This window comes from Candidatus Viridilinea mediisalina, from assembly GCF_002532535.1.
Lineage (GTDB): Bacteria > Chloroflexota > Chloroflexia > Chloroflexales > Chloroflexaceae > Viridilinea > Viridilinea mediisalina.
The window spans coordinates 38,155-54,991 of record NZ_NQWI01000012.1; the positions used below are offsets into that span (position 1 = coordinate 38,155).

A 16,837-nucleotide genomic window follows, 5' to 3' on the forward strand; every position below is an offset into this window, starting at 1 on the left:
GGTCTCCTTTGGCTTTCGGCTATCGGCTATCGAACCTTCCCTTACGCCGCCATACCATTCGATCTACGCTGCCCTGCCACCTGTTCAACATCGGCGCGTGTCCGTTCACAGGCATCCAGCATCGCATGAAACTCAGCGCGATCTAGCGCCACCACCTCAACCTCATCGCCAGCGTGAGCGGCACGCACGGTAGCTCGGCGCATGCCATCGGCATCAAGCAGACCAAGTTCGCCAAAGTATTGCCCTTGGTTTAGCACCTCGGCAACCAGTTCACCGCCGCCCGGCTGATCAATAATCACCTCAACCTGGCCACGGGTAATCACATAGAAATAGTCAGCAGGATTGCCCTGATGCACAATCGGCTGCCCCGGCGCAAAACTGAGCCGATCAAGCTGACGGGTGACCGTAATCAGTTGATCGAGGCTCAAGCGCGGGAGCGCCTGAGCGAGATACTGGTTCACAATCTCGCCATCGGCAACAATCACCGAGCGGCTGGCCCGGCGGGCCAGATCGTTATCGTGGGTTACCATAACAATCGTCTTCTCTGCCGCCACCAGCTCCTCAAAGAGCCGAAAGACCGCCTCAGCCGTTTTGCTATCGAGGTTACCCGTTGGCTCATCGGCAATCAGGATGGGCGGATCGTTGGCAAGCGCACGGGCAATCGCCACCCGCTGCTGCTGCCCCCCCGAAATCGCCGAAGGCAACTTATGGGCATTCTCAGTCATCTCCACCTGCTCCAGCAGCATCATCGCCCGCTCGCGTCGCTCACGAGGGCGATACATATTGCAAAAATCCATCGGCAGCATCACATTTTCGATCACCGAAAGCGACGGTAAAAGCTGGAAAAACTGGAAGATAATGCCCAGATTTTTGCCACGCCAGACCGACATCTGGCCCTCGCTGAGCGTATGCACCGGCGTACCACCAACAAAAACCTCGCCACTAGTGGGGCGATCAATCCCGGTCACCATATTGATCAGCGTAGACTTACCGGAGCCCGATTTACCGATGACCGCTACAAACTCGCCGCGATCCACCGTCAGGCTCACCCCCTTGAGCGCGGTAAAGCTGCCCGCGGCGCTCTCGAAGGTCTTGACAATGTTACGCAGATCGATCAGGTGCGAGCTCGGCACCGCATTCTTGGCATCCCGTGCGCCACGCCGTGTAAACCAACCTTTGAACATCGTGAGCTCCTGTCGTACGCGCTTGATCTTGCTACTCATAGACTAGCAGAAGCTAGGCGACTTGTCATACGCCTACAGGTTGATTTTGAGGCTCACGTGATTGACTAGGGGCAGAGGGGACTTAAGGCGGATGTGGGGTGTCCTCAAGGCGGAGGGAGTTTTTGCAGAGATGCAGAGAATTGAACCACAGAGAACACAGAGAAGGGTGTGGCATAGCAATCACCGTTGTTGGCACGCCCTCTGTCACTATCTCTATGTACTCGGTGCCTCTGTGGTTCAATCCTCAGTACCTCTTCTTGTTGGCGTTTTGAACCCCTTGTTCAAAAAACGCTCTACCTGAAGGCATCCCCGCATCCCGCATCCCCGCATGCCCACTCCACCACCCGATAGATCCTTACTTCCTCTTCGTGAAAGACCAATTCACCCAGGTTGCTAAACTTAGCCAAGGCTTCTGGGGGGTAGCGATTCTGTTCCAACTGGCCGATATAGATATAGGCCACATGGTAGCGTTCGAGGAGGGTACGAGCATGGTTGCTATCGAGGGTGCGGTAGATGCTATCCACAGCGATGCAGCGCGGCCCCAGTTCAGCTAAGGCCTCGGGGTCGCCTCCGCGCCACTGGCGCTGGTGTCCATCCCAACCCAAGATGGTCGGTAGCCCGGTGGCTGCGGCAATTCCGCCGAAACCTTCGCCGTTGTAGGAACCACCACAGCGCGGCGTTTCGAGTCCTGCCGCAACAGCATCAGCATTGTCTACTGCCGCCGCCTCTAACACCACACTCCCCGGCGCAGCCATGCTGCGCAGCCATTGCACCGAAGCGACACCTGCTGCACTAAACTCACGCGGAGTGCGTCCCTCCAAGCCGATCCAACGGCCCCGCCCCACTTCGCTCAGGGTCAGCCACGGGTAGACCAAGGCACCAATCAGGAGCAGCAGGGTCGCTACGCTACTCCCCCAGGCCAGCCCACGGGCGCGGGGCGTTTGGGCATGGTGCAGCATCCACCAGAGCGCAAAGGGGGCTACGGTGCCCCACAGCAGCCAGACTTGGTAGTAGAACTTGAAGATGGTATTCATGCGTGTGCCAAAGACATCACGAATGAAGATCAACTCTGTCCCAAAGATAATCGCGCAACCGAGGGTGATAACGAGGAGCACAAAGCTCGCGGCGGGTTGTTGGGCGAGGGTGAGAGCCCGCCAAGCGGCCAAGCAGCCCAAGGCGCCCAGGGCCAGCAGGGGGAAGCCGAAGAGCAGCCCCAGCAGCAGCAGCCCCAAGGGTAACCAAAAGAGGCCCAAGGGCAATTCGCGCAACGGGTGCTCATCAGAGTCCGATGGGGTTTCAGTAGGCCGCACCAGGTAGACAAAGCTCACCAAGGCGACCGCAAAGAGCCCAAAGATGATCACAAAGGCATGCAGCCCGCTGCGTTCAGCAGCATAGGGCGCGATAATGGACGTGAGGCGGCCCACAATCGGCCAATCGAGCAAGGGGGCCGCCGCGCCCACCAGCGAGCGAAAGGTCAGATGGAAGGGCAAAAAGAGCAGATAGGCCACCAGCCCCACCACAAACAGTTGCCGCCCCACGGCCAGCCAGGGGTAGGGAGGGGCAGCGCGCATGCCCGCAATGGCCAACGCGCCAGCATAGAGCAGCAGGTAGCTTGGCAAATCCCAACTGTTGATCACATAGAGACTACCGATCACCAAGCCAATCAAACCCACCTGCACACCTCGCAAGCCCCGCTGATCGGATGCTGCCACCACCGTTTGCAGCGCCAAAGCCATTGCCAGCAGGCCAAAGGGCAGCGCCATGACATGGGGGTGCAGATCGCCTAGCCGGAAGCTAAAGAGTGGAAACTCGGTAATATTGTAACGCCGCAAGCCCTGATCTTGCGGGTAGGCATCCCAGAGCGAGCGCGAGGGCCACCACCAATTGAAGGACTGGATCTGATCCTGACGGGCTAGACGTTCGATTTGACCAAAGTCTTGGCTCAAGATGGGCGCGGGCAGCACCAACTCACTGGCCCCACGGGCAACCTGGGGCGCAACGGCCAGCAACTCGGCACCATTGAGTACCACAGCACGCTCATTGCCCAGCAGCACCTGCAGCGCCCCCGACTGATTGCCAACCACCAGCACAATGAGAACCCCCAGCAGCGACACCAGCATCAAGGCCCAGCGGCTCGTACCATTTACGATGGTAGATTGCAGATTGTCGATTGTCGAACATGGCGTCCCAATGGGCTTTTGCGTGCTTGATAATGCGGCATGTTCAAGGGTCATTGGTGTCACAGCGGCTTGGCTCAGGCGCATCAGGTTACTGATTGTCCCTGCGACGCCCTGGGCCGTGAGGGCAAAGATCAGGGCCAGAGCCAGATTGTAGGCCACTGGCGCTTCCAACCCACTGAGCAGCGCCATTGCGCCCATGAGCACATAGCCAAAATAGTAGTAGTTAATACTAAAACCGGCCAACCATGGATCGTTAGGGGGAAAGATGCCCGTGTTTTGAACAGCATTAAAAAAAGCAAAATCCATTGGGCGCTCAGTCCCCCATGGATTTGGATCGTGGGCGCGTATCCAGACAACAAAGAGTAGCGCCGCAAGAAAGATCAACTCGCCGCTAAACACATGGAAAGGGATGCGTGGTTTTCGTAGCCAAACGAGCGATAACGAGCCACGCGCCCGCCAGAGGGCGAGGCCCAAGAGCGCCAAAATGGTTAGCACAAGGCTCATGCGCCCAAAGGGGGCCACACCGAGCATTGCCAGCATCCAAGCCACATAGCCCACCAGCAACAGGCCCAAGCTCTTGGCATAGGCATAGCCCTGATCGGGCAGCGCCCCAAAAAGCCAGCGTGCCGGAAGCAAGCCAACCAAGCCCATCAACTGGGCGACCAGCCACCAGATGAGGAGATCGGCTACCATGCTACGCCTCAACCAGACTCAACATGAGCGCACGGAGCTGACGGAGGCGGCGGTCGGCACCTTCGGGGCGCAGGTGCAGGTCATCGCGGATCTGGCTTAACTGGAGGCGGAAGGTATCGAGGGGGCCTTTATCCTGTTCGGCGCTAAAGGCATAGGCTTGGTCGAGCGAGCGATAGACCATAAGGATACTGCGGTCTACCTCATCAAGCTGATTGGCTTGGAGGGCCACGAGGGCATCATCAAGTTGAGCGACGGCACGCAGCAGGTAGAGGTCACTCCGCAGGCGTCGATTCTGATCTTCGAGATCAAGAATTGCGAGGCGCAGGAGATTTTCGGGCAGATCGGGCAGGGGCGCGGGGGCTGGCGCAGGCGTAAGGGCAGGGGGCGTCGCAGCGGGTAGCGGAGTGTTCAGGGCTACTGGGGTTGGCATTGGGGCATGCAGAGACAGCGGGGCAAAGAGCAGCCACTGAATTGCGAGGCTCAACAGCACCGCGACAAGGGCTGTCACGGCAAACGGCAACACAGCAACGAGCCGCGAGCGCACGGATGGAACCGGAGGCTCAGGGGGCTCAGAGGCTGGCTGCCGTTCGTCCAATCCAGACACTAGATCTCATTCGCCAGCAAGATCGCCTGGGCGATCTCCTTCATAGACTTACGGGTATTCATCGAAAGCTGCTGAATCTTACGGAAGGCTTCAGCCTCTTTGAGCCCCTGGGTATCCATCAGGATACCCTTGGCACGTTCCACGAGCTTGCGGGTATCGAGCGTCTCCTTGAGGTCGGAGATCTGCTTATCCATCTCCAGGAACTCTTGGTAGCGCGCCATCGCAATTTCAATCGCGGGCAAGAGTTCTGCTTCGCGAAAGGGCTTCACGACATAATTGACGACACCAGCCTCTTTCGCCCGTTCAACCAGCTCGCGGTCGGAGTAGGCCGTAAGTAGCAGGACAGGTGCGATCTTCTCTTCGGTCAGGATTTTAGCAGCCTGGATCCCATCGAGCTTGGGCATTTTGATATCCATGAGTACCAAATCGGGGCGCAGCTCACGGGCGAGATTGATCACACTCACACCATCACCAGCCTCACCAACCACGAGGTAATTGAGGCCAACAAGCGTCTCTTTGAGATTCATACGGATGATCGACTCATCATCCGCAATGACCAAACGGGTCTGGGCCATATGACACCTTTGTCTTGTGGAAACATCGGGAGCAACAGCACGTATACCGCAGGCAGTATAGCATGCTGATCTAGGTGGGTCAATGTAGATTGCAGATTGCAGATTGCAGATTGCAGATTGCAGATTGCCGAACATGGCGTCTCAATGGACTGTAGCGTTCTTGATGATGCTGGGATTACCCATTATTTTGGTAGTCAGCGAGAGCCGCAGCGCGGTCGGGGTAGATTTTGAACAAGGTATCGAAGCGGCTCTTACGGAAAATCTCGGCGATAGGAGGTTGCAAACCAACGATCCGTAAGTCGCCACCGAGGGGTTGGGCAACTTTAAGGGTCGTGAGGAGCATGCGCAACGCGAGGCTGGCCACAAAGTTGACTTCGCTCATATCGGCAATCATCTTACCCCGGTGCGCGGCGGCTTGCTGGGCAAGTTGGGGTTCTACGGCTGCAACACCATTGGCATCCAGGCGCTGAGGCAGGGTGAAGACCAGCACATCGTCGATCTGCTCGACGTTCATGGGTAGCTTCCTTCTGAGTACATATGAAGATTACAGAGGGGGGTGGGGCAGCATACATGTGTAGCGCATTATAGCATGACCATGTACGATTTCCCCTAGTGGTCGGCGAGGCTACGCACACCCCCTTGCAATAATAAACAGGGTTAAATCATCAGATTGGGGCAACCCAGCGGTAAAATGATCAACGGACTCGATCACCTTGGTGAGCATCACCTGGGCACCTTGGGGGGCATAGGCGCGCAGGAGTTGATCGAGGCGTTGTTCACCAAATTGTTCTTCATCGGGGCCAAAAGCCTCGGTGATCCCATCACTAAAGGCGACGAGCGATTCACCGGGGGCGAGGTGTTCATGCAGAATACCGTAGGGTTCGTTGGAGGTAATGCCAATGGGCAGAAAGCCCAACTCCGTCTCGATGCTGCGCTCTGGGTCGCGCCCAATGATCAGTGGAGGGTTGTGACCAGCGTTGAGATAGGTGAGTGTGCCGGTTCGCGGATCAAGCACCGCATAGAAGAGCGTAATAAAGAGGGCGTTATCACTATGTTCGCGGCAGAGGTAGTCATTGACCATCCAGACCGCGCCGGTAATAATATGCTCAGGGTCGTGGTTTCCTTGACCGAGGAAGCTTTGGGGCGAGAGCGAAGCAGCACGTAGCAGCGAGCGCGTAAGGGCAACAAAGAGCGCGGCGGTGATCCCCTTGCCACAGACATCGGCCACAATGAGGCCAAGCACCCCGCCGGGCAGGGGGATACAATCATAGAAATCGCCACCAACCGCTTGGGCTCCGCGACTATAGCCAGCGAGCGTCCAGCCTGCTGGTTGAGGCAAGCTACGGGGCAAGAAAGAGGCTTGGATGCGGCGGGCGACAGCGAGTTCCTCCTCAATGCGGCTGAGGCGAATCAAATCGGCCTGGGCGGCTTGGAGTTGGCGGTAGGCACTCAGGAGTTCAGCATTTTTGCGTTCAAGATCGCCAATCATCTGCTGATTGGTATGGCGCACGCGGGCCACACCATTGCGTAACATCGCCATGGCTAGATCGGGGCTAGCCCGCAGCAAGCGCAGAAAAGCGGCCTCATTGAGTACAATCAGATCGCTATTGGTAAGGGCACGCACCGTTGCCGCACGGGGACTCTGGTCAATCAGGGCCATTTCGCCAATGAGTTGACCAGGGCGATAGACATCAAGGCGATGCTCGGCGTCATTAACATAGATAATAATTTCAAGTTCGCCGTCAAGGATCGCAAAGCACTCAGGGCCAACATCGCCCTGTTGGAAGAGAACTTCGCCCGCGAGCAGACTACGGCGTTGGGTAATCTGGGCCAGATCGTGCAGGTCGGAAGGGGGCAGGTTTTGGAAGAGAGGAATACGCCGTAGCAGATCGATCATCAAGTACTCGCCTTCGTCACAATTAATTCATTCCAGCCACTGGTAGGATCGTGGTGGTAATGTACATCATCGGCCATTTCGCAGACAAAATAGAGCCCCAAGCCACCAATGCTCCGTTCAGCGGTTGCGGAGGTAAAGTCGGGCAAGGGATGATCGCGGGGATCAAAGGGGCGACCACGGTCACGAATGGTAATCGCCAAACGGGAGGCATGATACTCACATGTGACCTGAATAGGGCCGGGCGGCTGTTCAATATAGCCATACTTTACAATATTGGTAGCAATCTCTTCAATGACAAGGCGCAGCAGGTAGCACTGTTCATGCGAAAGGACTTCACATGCCTCTAAGCTATCGGTAAAGGCCAGCAGGGTGGAGATACTGGCCCATTCGCCTGGCACTTCAATGTGTTGTCGCATAGCTGGTCTACCTAGCCACTAAGGTTCACATGGGAGACACCAGTGCGAGCGCCGGTCATGGCGCGGTAGCCTTCACTAAACCACGTTTCGATGGAGGCATAGGTAGCCGAAGCAGCGGCAATGATCGCATCGGGCTGTTCGTGACCGAGGGTTTGCAACGTTTCGGCAAACTGCTGCCACATAGGCCGCACTTGGGTACCATAGCTATTAAAGAAGGCGGCACCTTGTTCTGCTTCAAGCTGGAGGCTCAGGGCCAATTGGCGGGCCACCAACTGGCTACAGAGGGTCATCCCCTCAAGCACATACAGACAACCAAGGGCAGCGAAGAGGTCGGGCAGGCGCGGCAGATGGGTACACGAGGGCAGCGCCCGCAGCAACTCACCTTCGAGCCCAAAGTGAGCCAGATCAGCCTCAAGCAGAGGCGTTTTAAGGCGGATATTCAGATCGAATCCCAGGGCGACCCAATCGGCGGCAAAGAGCAGACGCGCCTCAAGGGGGGCATAGATACCATAGTGAATCCCGAGGGCTGCGGCGTAGAAGCGCGCATTGAGGGTCGGATTGAGCAACTCACGGAGCAGAGGCGAACGTTCGATCCGTTCGTGGTATGCTCGAGTCTCTTCGCGCAGGATCGTGACTAACATGACGCCCTCACTTTTTCGCAATGACTGCTCGTTTAGGTGGATTGGGCGGGACAGGCCCCAAGACAAGATCAAGCACTTGGGTGAGATTACTCACAAAGTGAATCTTCAGACGCGCACGGATCGCTTTGGGAATCTCGAGCAGGTCACGTTGATTCTTTTGGGGCAGAATAAGCTCATTGATCCCACCACGCAGGGCACCAAGCACCTTTTCTTTGACCCCACCGACCGGCAACACATGGCCCCGCAGGGTCAACTCGCCACTCATCGCAATACTATGGCGCACGGTACGCCCGGTAAGGGCAGAAATCAGCGCGGTAGCGATGGTAATCCCGGCAGAGGGCCCTTCTTTGGGGGTGGAGCCTTCGGGGACATGGACGTGAATATCGGTCTTTTCGAAGCGGCGAACATCGAGGTTCAAGGCATTCGCATTGGCACGGGTATAGGAGAGGGCCGCTTGGGCCGATTCCTGCATCACTTCACCAAGTTGACCTGTGAGGGTCAATTGACCTTTGCCCTCCATCAGCGAAATTTCGACGGCCATAATATCACCGCCAGCGCCGGTATAGACCATACCCGTAGCAACGCCAACTTGATCTTCGCGGTCGGCGGCCTTTATTTCGTGGCGTGGTGGCCCAAGCAGCCGTTCAACAATGCGCGGCATAATGACGCGGGGATATGTGCGACCCTCGGCGATGCGACGGGCAGTTTTGCGGCAGATCGAGCCAATCTCGCGTTCAAGGTTCCGCACCCCCGCTTCATACGTATAGCCACGAATAATCGTCGTAAGCGTGGTGTTACTAAAGCGCAGGGGATGTTCAGCGAGGCCAGAGGCACGCTGTTGGCGTGGCACCAGGAAGCGGCGTGCAATCTGGAGCTTTTCGTCCTCGGTATAGCCAGGAAGCGTAATTACCTCCATGCGATCGAGCAGTGGCTCGGGGATATCATCAAGATAGTTAGCAGTAGTAATGAAAAAAATCTTGGAGAGATCAAAAGGAAGATCGAGGTAGTGATCAGAGAAGGTATGATTCTGTTCAGGATCAAGCACCTCAAGCAGGGCGTGGGCGGGATCACCACGAAAATCGGCGCTCAGTTTATCAACTTCATCAAGCATAAAGACGGGATCAACCGTACCGGCATCTTTCATGCGTTGAATAATGCGGCCCGGCATTGCGCCAATATAGGTACGGCGATGGCCGCGAATCTCGGCCTCATCACGCACCCCCCCGAGGCTCAGGCGTACAAAGGGGCGCCCCACCGCTTGGGCAATACTCTGCCCCAGGCTGGTCTTACCAACGCCAGGCGGCCCAACGAAGCAGAGGATCGGGGCGCGTTGGAGGTGACCGGCAAGCTGGCGCACCGCAATAAACTCAAGAATGCGGTCTTTAATGCGGGTCAGGCCAAAGTGATTCTGATCAAGGACATGGGCGGCGTGGCGCAGATCAATCTCATCATCACTCGCCTTATCCCAAGGCAAATTAATAATCCAATCAACATAGGTACGTACAACCGAATATTCAGGCGTAATGGGAGGCATCGTCTCAAGCCGACCAATCTCCTCATCGGCGCGGGCGCGGGCGCGTTCAGACAGGTGAGCCTCTTTTGCACGGGCGCGCAGGGCGGCCAAATCACGTTGTGTCGGGTCGTCTTGACCAAGTTCACGCTGAATAACCTTGAGTTGTTCACGCAGAAAGAATTCGCGTTGGCTACGATCTACCTCTTTTTGTACTTGTGATTGAATCCGATTTTCCAATTCAAGCAGATCAAGTTCTTGGGTCAGGAGTGTCGAGACACGATGGAGGCGTTCTTCAGGATCAATGGTCTCAAGAATCTGCTGACGATTAGGGATGCTAATTGGCAGCGTCGAAGCAACGAGGTCGGCAATCCCACCGGGATCGTCCACATTGAGCGCAGTAATATAGGCATCATCGGGGAGGGTACGCGAGAGGCGAACAACTTTTTCAAAGAGGGCCAGGACGGCCCGCATCATCGCCTCAATGGCGAGGGTACGTTCATCATCGCCATAGAGCGGGGTCGCACGCACGCGCAGGGCGGGGCTATCTTCAATTGGCGCAACGACACGCATTCGGCGTTGGCCTTCAAGCACCACGCTGGTGGTTCCATCGGGCATCTTACGCGAACGTTGGAGGGTCGCTTCAACCCCAACGGTATAGAGATCGTCCAGTGCAGAGCGTCCAGGGGCAACTTCACGGCGTGTAATCGCAAGCACCACCCGTTCACCGGCCCACGCCAACTCAGCGGCAGCGATAGCGGCCTCATCCACCAAAAAGAGCGGCGCAAGCATATGGGGAAAGAGAACCGTATCGGGCACTGGCATCACGATCAGATCACGCTCGGCGCTGGAATGATCGCCCAGTGAATCAGGGGTTCCAGCCGATGGGAAATTGAAGAGAACAGGTGTCTCTTCTTGCACAGATACCTCCATGGGAACGCCACAACTCCTGTTTTATAGTATAAAAAAGCCACAGGGGGCCATTTCCCTAGCCGTATAATTATAGCATAGGCAGCAACATTATAACGGATAGGGCAAGATGCAGAAAACTGTGCAATCAATGGGAGAAAGGAGAGCGTCGTGCTTGACATGTAGGTAGGGCTAGGCTATAATTCCGGCGTGCATGGTACACCTACGCCAATGTAGCTCAGTAGGTAGAGCAGCTGTTTCGTAAACAGCCGGTCGCCGGTTCGAGTCCGGCCATTGGCTCCAGTGTGAACGTCCGTTGGGTTGGTGGGGTTGACGCACGCGCAACGCCTACCGCCAGGGTTGTTGGTTCTGACCAACGGCTTGGTGGTAGGCGTTGCTGTTGTGTGGGTATGGATGCCTTGCCCTTGAGAATCTCTGAAAATATGTCTGTATCCAAGAGGACTTTAGCCATGATCCGCTCGCAATGGCTGCTGCTCACGATCATGAAGCGCTTGCGCGACAACAAGATCTAAGAGGGCCGGTTCATCGGCAAAGAGCCCACCAATGCTGTCCACCGCCGAGTCGCTCGCGTCGAGTTGAACGATGAGACTCTGGACGAGTGCGGTTATCGTCGTGCCTCGCGCATGGGCGAGACGTTGGGCGCGTGCGCTGGTTGTTGGGTCAAGTTCAACCGTGATGGTCTGCATAGTTACCCTCATCTTCAGATACGAGATGTGCCGAGGGTTACGCGTGATGCGTCCCAAGGCGTTCTCATTGTAGCATAGTGCATCCTAGCTTCAAATAAGGCGCTGCTGCGGCCAGCCGTTCCTTGTGGGGGCCGATGCGGTGCGCGGCGGGGCACTCGATATGGCCCGCGTGGGCACCGCGACGCTGCGGATTACGAGTGATGCCTACAAAGTCCAGACGATCTACACCATCGCCCGTTCGTTGCCCAAGAGCCTGACCCACGAGGTTCCCGATGGCAAACGCTACCAGAAGCCGAAGGCGGTCGTCGAGGCCGATGTCATCTATGCGGGCGGGCTGCCTATGATGGACCCAAGAATCTAGACACTCATCCGGCCAAGGTTCCGTAGCATAGGTCTATGAAAACGTCTTACACATCTGCATTCAAGGCGCAGTTCATGCTGGAGCTGCTAAAAGAGACCAAGTCCATCACCCAGCTCGCATCTGAGCACGGGGTCGCTCCGACGGTGCTGCGGGAATGGAAGCAAGCTGCGCTGACGGGAATGCCGGATCTGTTCGTGCGCCGGAACTCGGTCACCGAGTTGAAGACCGCCCATGAGCGTGAGCTAGAGCCAATACCTTTCAAATAAGCTCGCGCAAAGCCGCGAAGCCGCGAAGGACACCTGTGCGGCAATGAATATATTTTCTGTTTGCGCCCCTTGCGCCCCCGCGCTATACTGTAGCTTTTCAGATACGGAAGAGGGTTGCGCTGAGGGCTTCGCCCGACTCGCTCTGATAGGTCACTATGAAGATTGCGCTGATCGGATTGGCAAATAGCGGGAAGACGACGGTCTTTAATGCCTTGACCCGAGGCACGGCTGCCACCACAGCCTATTCGTCGGGTCAGTTGGAGCCAAATCTGGCTACGGTGAAGGTGCCCGACGAGCGCCTTGCGGTGTTGACGGGTATCTTTAAGCCGAAGAAGACGGTTCACGCCGATGTGCAGTATATTGATGTGGCGGGGCTGAGTGGCGGTGGCCGCCAGGGGGGCGGCTTGCCTCCGGCGTTGCTCAACTATCTCGGTACCGCCGATGCGCTGCTGCATGTGGTGCGCGCCTTTGAGGATAGTGGGGTGCCTCACCCCGATGGTTCGCTTGATCTGGGCCGTGATGTGCAGGCGGTTGATCTGGAGTTGGCCTTTTCCGATTTGGCAATCATTGAACGGCGTCTCAGCCGCCTCAGTGCCGAGATTCCCAAAATGGCCGCCAAGGAGAAGGAGTTGCGGCTCGCGGAGCAGGAGTTGCTTGTGCGCCTCCAGGCGGCCCTTGAGGCGGAGACGCCGATCCGGGCGCTGGGCTTGAGCGATGAGGAGCAGCGCATGATCCGTGGCTACCAGTTTCTCACGGCCAAGCCGCTGCTCTTGGTGCCCAATGTTGGTGAGGCGCAGATCGCTGCCCCTCCGACGCTCGAGTACGCCTACCCGCAGAGTGCGGTGGTACCGCTCTGTGGCAAAATTGAGGCCGAATTGGCCCAACTCGACGATGAGGACGCGCAGAGCTTTATGGATGATTTGGGCATCACAAGCCCGGCGCGCGACCTTGTGATTCAGCGCAGCTATGACCTCATGGGGCTGATCAGCTTCCTCACCGTTGGCCCCGATGAGGTGCGCGCCTGGACCATCCGCCGTGGTATGCCCGCCGTCGAGGCCGCTGGGGCTATCCACTCAGACATCCAGCGTGGTTTCATCCGCGCCGAGGTGGTGCCCTATGCCGATCTGGTCAAGGCCGGTGCGATGGCCGAGGCCAAGAAGCAGGGCACGGTACGCATGGAGGGCAAGACCTACATTGTGCAGGATGGGGATATTTGCCACTTTTTGTTTAATGTGTGAGGTTTTGGAGAGGGCACAGAGGGTTTGAACCACAGAGGCACCGAGGACACAGAGGGTTTGAGGGTGGTAGCCCAACTAAAAATCCTGTTAGCACGAAAAAGTTCTGGGCCGCGACGTTGGCTGAGCCTGTCGAAGCCAACGTCGCAGTGGCTTCGACAAGCTCAGCCAACGCGACGCATCCCTACGAGCCCAGGGCTTCTTCGTGCTAACAAAATCCTCTGTGCCCTCGGTGCCTCTGTGGTGAAATTCTCTGTGTCCTCTGCGCCCTCTCTCATCCAAAGAGCAGCCCCCCGGCGGCGGCCACAAGCACCAGAGCCCATGCCGGCACGCGCCATAGATGTAGGGCCGCAAAGGCGCTGAGCGCCAAGGCGACATCGAAGGTGCTGTGAATGGCGCTGGTCATGACTGGATCGTAGAGGGCGGCCAGTAGGATGCCGACGACGGCGGCATTGATGCCGCGGAGCACCGCTTGGGCACTGGGGGCGCTGCGGAGGCGCGCCCAAAGGGGCAGACTGGCCCAGATGAGCAGGAATGAGGGCAAGAAGATGCCAAGCAGCGCAATGCTTGCGCCCAGCAGCCCGTTGGGGGCCGGGCCACTCATGGCCCCCAAGTAGGCCGCAAAGCTGAGCATTGGCCCCGGCATGGCCTGGGCCGCCCCGTAGCCCGCAATGAACTCGGGGCGGATCACCCAACCCGGCGCAACCACGTATTGCTCAAGCAGTGGCAGTACCACATGCCCGCCGCCAAAGACAAGCGAGCCAGCGCGGAAGAAGGCGTCAAAGAGCGCCAGACCGTGGTTGTTGCTCACGGCCACAAGCAGGGGCAACGCCCCTAAACCGAGCAGCAGCAGCAGACCACTCGCCCACGAGAGTGGCGCAGGTACATGGATGGCCAAGGTGGAGGCTTGGGTTGCCTGGGGGCCATCCTTCAACCAGAGCCAGCCCGCAAACCCGCCCAGCAACAGCACAACGATCTGCATCCAGGCAGCGGGCCAGAGCAGCAGCAAAACCGCAGCGCTAATCGCTAGGGTGCCGCGTAGCGCGTCGGGCGTAAGGTTCTTGGCCATGCCCCAGAGCGCTTGGGTGACAACCGCCACCGCCACCACCTTGAAGCCCTGCAACCAACCCGCTGTGCCATCGCCACCCAGGGCCATGAGGCCAAGGGCAAAACTGAGCATCAATAGCGCCGAGGGCATGGTGAAGCCGATCCAGGCCATGAACCCGCCGAGCAACCCGGCCCGTGCGGTGCCCAACGCAATCCCAATCTGGCTACTGGCAGGCCCGGGTAAAAACTGGCAGAGCGCCACCAGATCGGCGAAATTCGCCTCATCCAACCAGCGCCGCCGCTCGACCAACTCCTCCCGAAAATAACCCACATGGGCTACAGGCCCACCAAACGAGGTGAAGCCTAAGCGCGTAAAGACGGCCAAAACCTCTAGGGGTGTGCCTTGGGGGGCAGGTTGCTCACTCATCATGCCTCGATGTTGAACAAGGGGTTCAAAACGTCAACGAGAAGAGATACAGAGGATTTCACCACAGAGGCACCGAGAGCACAGAGGTTGTAGTGGAGAGAGTATCACAAACTTCTCTGTGTTCTCTGTGTCTCTGTGGTAAAATTCTCTGTATCTCTTCAAACACTCTAAGCCTGAGAGTTGCTCCAGGCACACATTGCCCGCAGGGGGCACGCATCCATACGCCCATGGTAGTGATCGCGGCCCTCTTGGCGACTATAGACGCGGCGTGCAGGAGGGCCATCACAGCGCGGGCGACTCAGGCAGTAGCGCACACACACTTCATTGATCTGGGCATGAAAATCGGCGAAGAGGGTCTGTTGCTCCATGTGGACGGTGGGGCCATGCTGCTGCTGTTCGATCCGCAGAGCAACCTCAACCCGCGCGCGCAGTTTTTCATATGGCTGACGCCAAACACTCTTGCCTGTAGCCTTCTGGCCCTGAGGTTCTGACTCCTGCCCTTGGAACACCCGCTCAAACAGGCGCCGCGTATACTCATCAATCACAAAGATGGCATGCTGCCCAGCGTAGAGCAGCGTAACATCGCAGGTCTCGTAGCCAATGCGCGGTAGCGCAAGCAACTCTTGGCGCAGGGGTTCAGTTGGTTGGGCCAGCAGTGTTGCGGTACTACCAGCGTAGTGCTGCTGGATGTAGCTTGCAATGGCGATCAGGCCGGAGGCTTTTTGGCGGTAGAAGGCAACTGGGCGCAGCAGATCACCCAAAGATTGCTCGTGCGCTTGGGCTAAGACCGCAGGTTGTAGCATGTCCGTAGCCAGCAGGCGCAAGACCACCCGTTCCACCAACTCCCAACGGGTCTGCTGCACCAACACCGCAGCAACCAGCATCTCAAAGGGAGCATCAGGGCCAAAGATGGGCCACCATGGCCGATAGGCTTGCGGGCCGATCATAGGGCCAAAGTGGGCATGGAGCCGGTCGTAGATCGTGAGCAAGCTCATGCGCTACTCCGCGTCAATTGCACCTGCACAAAGACCGCCACATCACGACGGCACAGCATACCCACCAACACATCCCCCTCAGTCACCGGCAGCATGCCAGCGGGAGCAGAACTCAACTCGGTCAGCACATCAAACGCCGCCATCGTGGGGGTAAGCGTCAAGACTTGACTGCGGGGCGTCATCGCCTCACCAACAAGACACATCGTCCACTGATTGGTCTTAAAGCGGCGCAGATCGTTGATCGTCAACATCCCCAACAGGCGCGGTTGGGGCGCATCAGGGGCTGTTTCAACCACCGCAAAGCCCAACTCCGCCTGACCAAGCATGTAGCGTGCGACAAATTGCTCAATGCTCAGTTCACGGCTCACAGTACGCACATGGCGCTGCATGAGGTCGCCGACCGAGACACCGCGGAGGGCCAATTGGAGCCGACTCTGGCGGTGGCTCATACTGGCGGTACGATGCAGAAAGAGGCCAATCAAGCCCATCCAGAGGGCCGTGAGGGGCTGGTGGGTAGCGAAGGCGACGATGATGCCCAGCAGAGCCAACCCCCAGCCACAGAGCTGTCCGACCCGCGCAGCATTGCGGGTGGCCAGCAAGTCATCATTGCCCAAGAACCAGAGCGCCGCCCGCAGCACCCTACCGCCATCCATTGGGTAGCCGGGCAGCAGATTAAAGATCGCCATCATGCCATTGGCTACCGCAAAATGGGCCGCCAAGAGCGCCACAGGGGCCACCGCCGCCACACCGCCATAGCTCCACCAGATCAGCCCCGAAGCCAGCGCCAAAAGTAGACTTACCGCCGGGCCAGCGATGGCAATCGCCAGTTCAGCCTGGGGGCTCGGCGCATCACGTTCAACCTCAGCCACCCCCCCAAAAGCAAAGAGCGTAATGCTATGCACCGGCACCAACAGTCGCAGCGCAACCAGCGCATGGCCCAACTCGTGCAGGACAATCGCCACACCAATCAGCAGCGCCATCAGCACCGCCAACCCCACCCCCGGCCCACACGGATCAGGCGTACCACATGCATAGAGCGCATAGACCGGCTGCATGGTTACGACCAACAGCCCAAAGACCAACCCCCAACTCCAGTGGATCCGGATCGGGATCGTTGCAATGCGCCCAATTGTCAATGTGTGTTGGAACAT

Annotated in this window: 16 protein-coding genes and 1 tRNA gene; 4 read left to right on the forward strand and 13 right to left on the reverse strand. The window is 57.9% G+C overall.

Annotated features, from left to right (window positions below):
• Positions 1–41: 41 nt before the first annotated feature.
• The 9 genes from CJ255_RS04340 to lon form a co-directional block, all read right to left on the reverse strand.
• A complete protein-coding gene (locus CJ255_RS04340) occupies positions 42–1,184 on the reverse strand; it encodes an ABC transporter ATP-binding protein (protein WP_097642868.1) in 1,143 nt (380 codons plus the stop codon).
• A gap of 332 nt (positions 1,185–1,516) precedes the next feature.
• The gene (locus tag CJ255_RS04345) at positions 1,517–4,096 is read right to left on the reverse strand and encodes a DUF2298 domain-containing protein (RefSeq protein WP_097642869.1); all 2,580 of its coding nucleotides are present in this window, start codon (positions 4,094–4,096) and stop codon (positions 1,517–1,519) included.
• A gap of 1 nt (position 4,097) precedes the next feature.
• Entirely contained in the window at positions 4,098–4,700 is a 603-nt protein-coding gene (locus CJ255_RS04350; protein ID WP_245863178.1) for a hypothetical protein, read from the reverse strand.
• A complete protein-coding gene (locus tag CJ255_RS04355) occupies positions 4,700–5,275 on the reverse strand; it encodes an ANTAR domain-containing response regulator (RefSeq protein WP_097642870.1) in 576 nt (191 codons plus the stop codon). The genes CJ255_RS04350 and CJ255_RS04355 overlap by 1 nt, the downstream gene beginning before the upstream one ends.
• Before the next feature lie 175 nt (positions 5,276–5,450).
• Positions 5,451–5,789, reverse strand: a complete 339-nt coding sequence (locus CJ255_RS04360) for an STAS domain-containing protein (RefSeq protein WP_097642871.1) — start codon at positions 5,787–5,789, stop codon at positions 5,451–5,453.
• Positions 5,790–5,900: 111 nt separating this feature from the next.
• On the reverse strand, positions 5,901–7,172 hold the full coding sequence (locus CJ255_RS04365) for a PP2C family protein-serine/threonine phosphatase (RefSeq protein WP_245863180.1): 1,272 nt from the start codon (positions 7,170–7,172) through the stop codon (positions 5,901–5,903).
• The gene (locus CJ255_RS24330; protein WP_245863181.1) at positions 7,172–7,588 is read right to left on the reverse strand and encodes an ATP-binding protein; all 417 of its coding nucleotides are present in this window, start codon (positions 7,586–7,588) and stop codon (positions 7,172–7,174) included. The genes CJ255_RS04365 and CJ255_RS24330 overlap by 1 nt, the downstream gene beginning before the upstream one ends.
• A gap of 11 nt (positions 7,589–7,599) precedes the next feature.
• Entirely contained in the window at positions 7,600–8,229 is a 630-nt protein-coding gene (locus tag CJ255_RS04370) for a biliverdin-producing heme oxygenase (protein ID WP_097642872.1), read from the reverse strand.
• A gap of 7 nt (positions 8,230–8,236) precedes the next feature.
• Complete coding sequence (gene lon / locus CJ255_RS04375; protein WP_245863183.1) at positions 8,237–10,660, reverse strand: endopeptidase La; 2,424 nt, start codon at positions 10,658–10,660, stop codon at positions 8,237–8,239.
• 215 nt (positions 10,661–10,875) lie between these two features.
• Here lon and CJ255_RS04380 point away from each other — a divergent pair.
• Positions 10,876–10,951 (forward strand) — tRNA-Thr (locus CJ255_RS04380).
• A 161-nt stretch (positions 10,952–11,112) separates the two neighbouring features.
• Here CJ255_RS04380 and CJ255_RS04385 read toward each other — a convergent pair.
• Positions 11,113–11,355, reverse strand: coding sequence for a hypothetical protein (locus CJ255_RS04385; protein WP_097642874.1), 243 nt, complete (start codon positions 11,353–11,355; stop codon positions 11,113–11,115).
• A gap of 124 nt (positions 11,356–11,479) precedes the next feature.
• On the opposite strand from CJ255_RS04385, the gene CJ255_RS04390 reads away from it, so the two are divergent.
• The 3 genes from CJ255_RS04390 (at position 11,480) to ychF (ending at position 13,220) form a co-directional block, all read left to right on the forward strand.
• Entirely contained in the window at positions 11,480–11,716 is a 237-nt protein-coding gene (locus CJ255_RS04390; RefSeq protein ID WP_097642875.1) for a hypothetical protein, read from the forward strand.
• A 35-nt stretch (positions 11,717–11,751) separates the two neighbouring features.
• Positions 11,752–11,982, forward strand: a complete 231-nt coding sequence (locus CJ255_RS04395) for a transposase (RefSeq protein ID WP_097642876.1) — start codon at positions 11,752–11,754, stop codon at positions 11,980–11,982.
• 155 nt (positions 11,983–12,137) lie between these two features.
• On the forward strand, positions 12,138–13,220 hold the full coding sequence (gene ychF / locus CJ255_RS04400; protein ID WP_097642877.1) for a redox-regulated ATPase YchF: 1,083 nt from the start codon (positions 12,138–12,140) through the stop codon (positions 13,218–13,220).
• A gap of 271 nt (positions 13,221–13,491) precedes the next feature.
• On the opposite strand, the gene chrA is transcribed toward ychF, so the two are convergent.
• The 3 genes from chrA to CJ255_RS04415 all read right to left on the reverse strand — a co-directional run bounded on the left by chrA (position 13,492) and on the right by CJ255_RS04415 (position 16,837).
• Entirely contained in the window at positions 13,492–14,694 is a 1,203-nt protein-coding gene (gene chrA, locus CJ255_RS04405) for a chromate efflux transporter (protein ID WP_097642878.1), read from the reverse strand.
• A 164-nt stretch (positions 14,695–14,858) separates the two neighbouring features.
• The gene (locus tag CJ255_RS04410) at positions 14,859–15,686 is read right to left on the reverse strand and encodes an endonuclease III domain-containing protein (protein WP_097642879.1); all 828 of its coding nucleotides are present in this window, start codon (positions 15,684–15,686) and stop codon (positions 14,859–14,861) included.
• Positions 15,683–16,837 (reverse strand): site-2 protease family protein, encoded by a 1,155-nt coding sequence (locus CJ255_RS04415; RefSeq protein ID WP_097642880.1) that lies wholly within the window; start codon positions 16,835–16,837, stop codon positions 15,683–15,685. Before CJ255_RS04415 ends, CJ255_RS04410 begins: the two co-directional genes overlap by 4 nt.

What these genes read in the sequence shown, in the direction of transcription:
- ychF (WP_097642877.1), top strand. Translation starts at nt 12,138, where the DNA reads ATGAAGATTGCGCTGATCGGATTGGCAAATAGCGGGAAGACGACGGTC.
- chrA (WP_097642878.1), bottom strand. Translation starts at nt 14,694, where the DNA reads ATGATGAGTGAGCAACCTGCCCCCCAAGGCACACCCCTAGAGGTTTTG.
- CJ255_RS04340 (WP_097642868.1), bottom strand. Translation starts at nt 1,184, where the DNA reads ATGTTCAAAGGTTGGTTTACACGGCGTGGCGCACGGGATGCCAAGAAT.
- CJ255_RS04345 (WP_097642869.1), bottom strand. Translation starts at nt 4,096, where the DNA reads ATGGTAGCCGATCTCCTCATCTGGTGGCTGGTCGCCCAGTTGATGGGC.
- CJ255_RS04365 (WP_245863180.1), bottom strand. Translation starts at nt 7,172, where the DNA reads ATGATCGATCTGCTACGGCGTATTCCTCTCTTCCAAAACCTGCCCCCT.
- CJ255_RS04355 (WP_097642870.1), bottom strand. Translation starts at nt 5,275, where the DNA reads ATGGCCCAGACCCGTTTGGTCATTGCGGATGATGAGTCGATCATCCGT.
- CJ255_RS04385 (WP_097642874.1), bottom strand. Translation starts at nt 11,355, where the DNA reads ATGCAGACCATCACGGTTGAACTTGACCCAACAACCAGCGCACGCGCC.
- CJ255_RS04360 (WP_097642871.1), bottom strand. Translation starts at nt 5,789, where the DNA reads ATGAACGTCGAGCAGATCGACGATGTGCTGGTCTTCACCCTGCCTCAG.
- CJ255_RS24330 (WP_245863181.1), bottom strand. Translation starts at nt 7,588, where the DNA reads ATGCGACAACACATTGAAGTGCCAGGCGAATGGGCCAGTATCTCCACC.
- CJ255_RS04415 (WP_097642880.1), bottom strand. Translation starts at nt 16,837, where the DNA reads ATGTTCCAACACACATTGACAATTGGGCGCATTGCAACGATCCCGATC.
- CJ255_RS04410 (WP_097642879.1), bottom strand. Translation starts at nt 15,686, where the DNA reads ATGAGCTTGCTCACGATCTACGACCGGCTCCATGCCCACTTTGGCCCT.
- CJ255_RS04370 (WP_097642872.1), bottom strand. Translation starts at nt 8,229, where the DNA reads ATGTTAGTCACGATCCTGCGCGAAGAGACTCGAGCATACCACGAACGG.
- CJ255_RS04395 (WP_097642876.1), top strand. Translation starts at nt 11,752, where the DNA reads ATGAAAACGTCTTACACATCTGCATTCAAGGCGCAGTTCATGCTGGAG.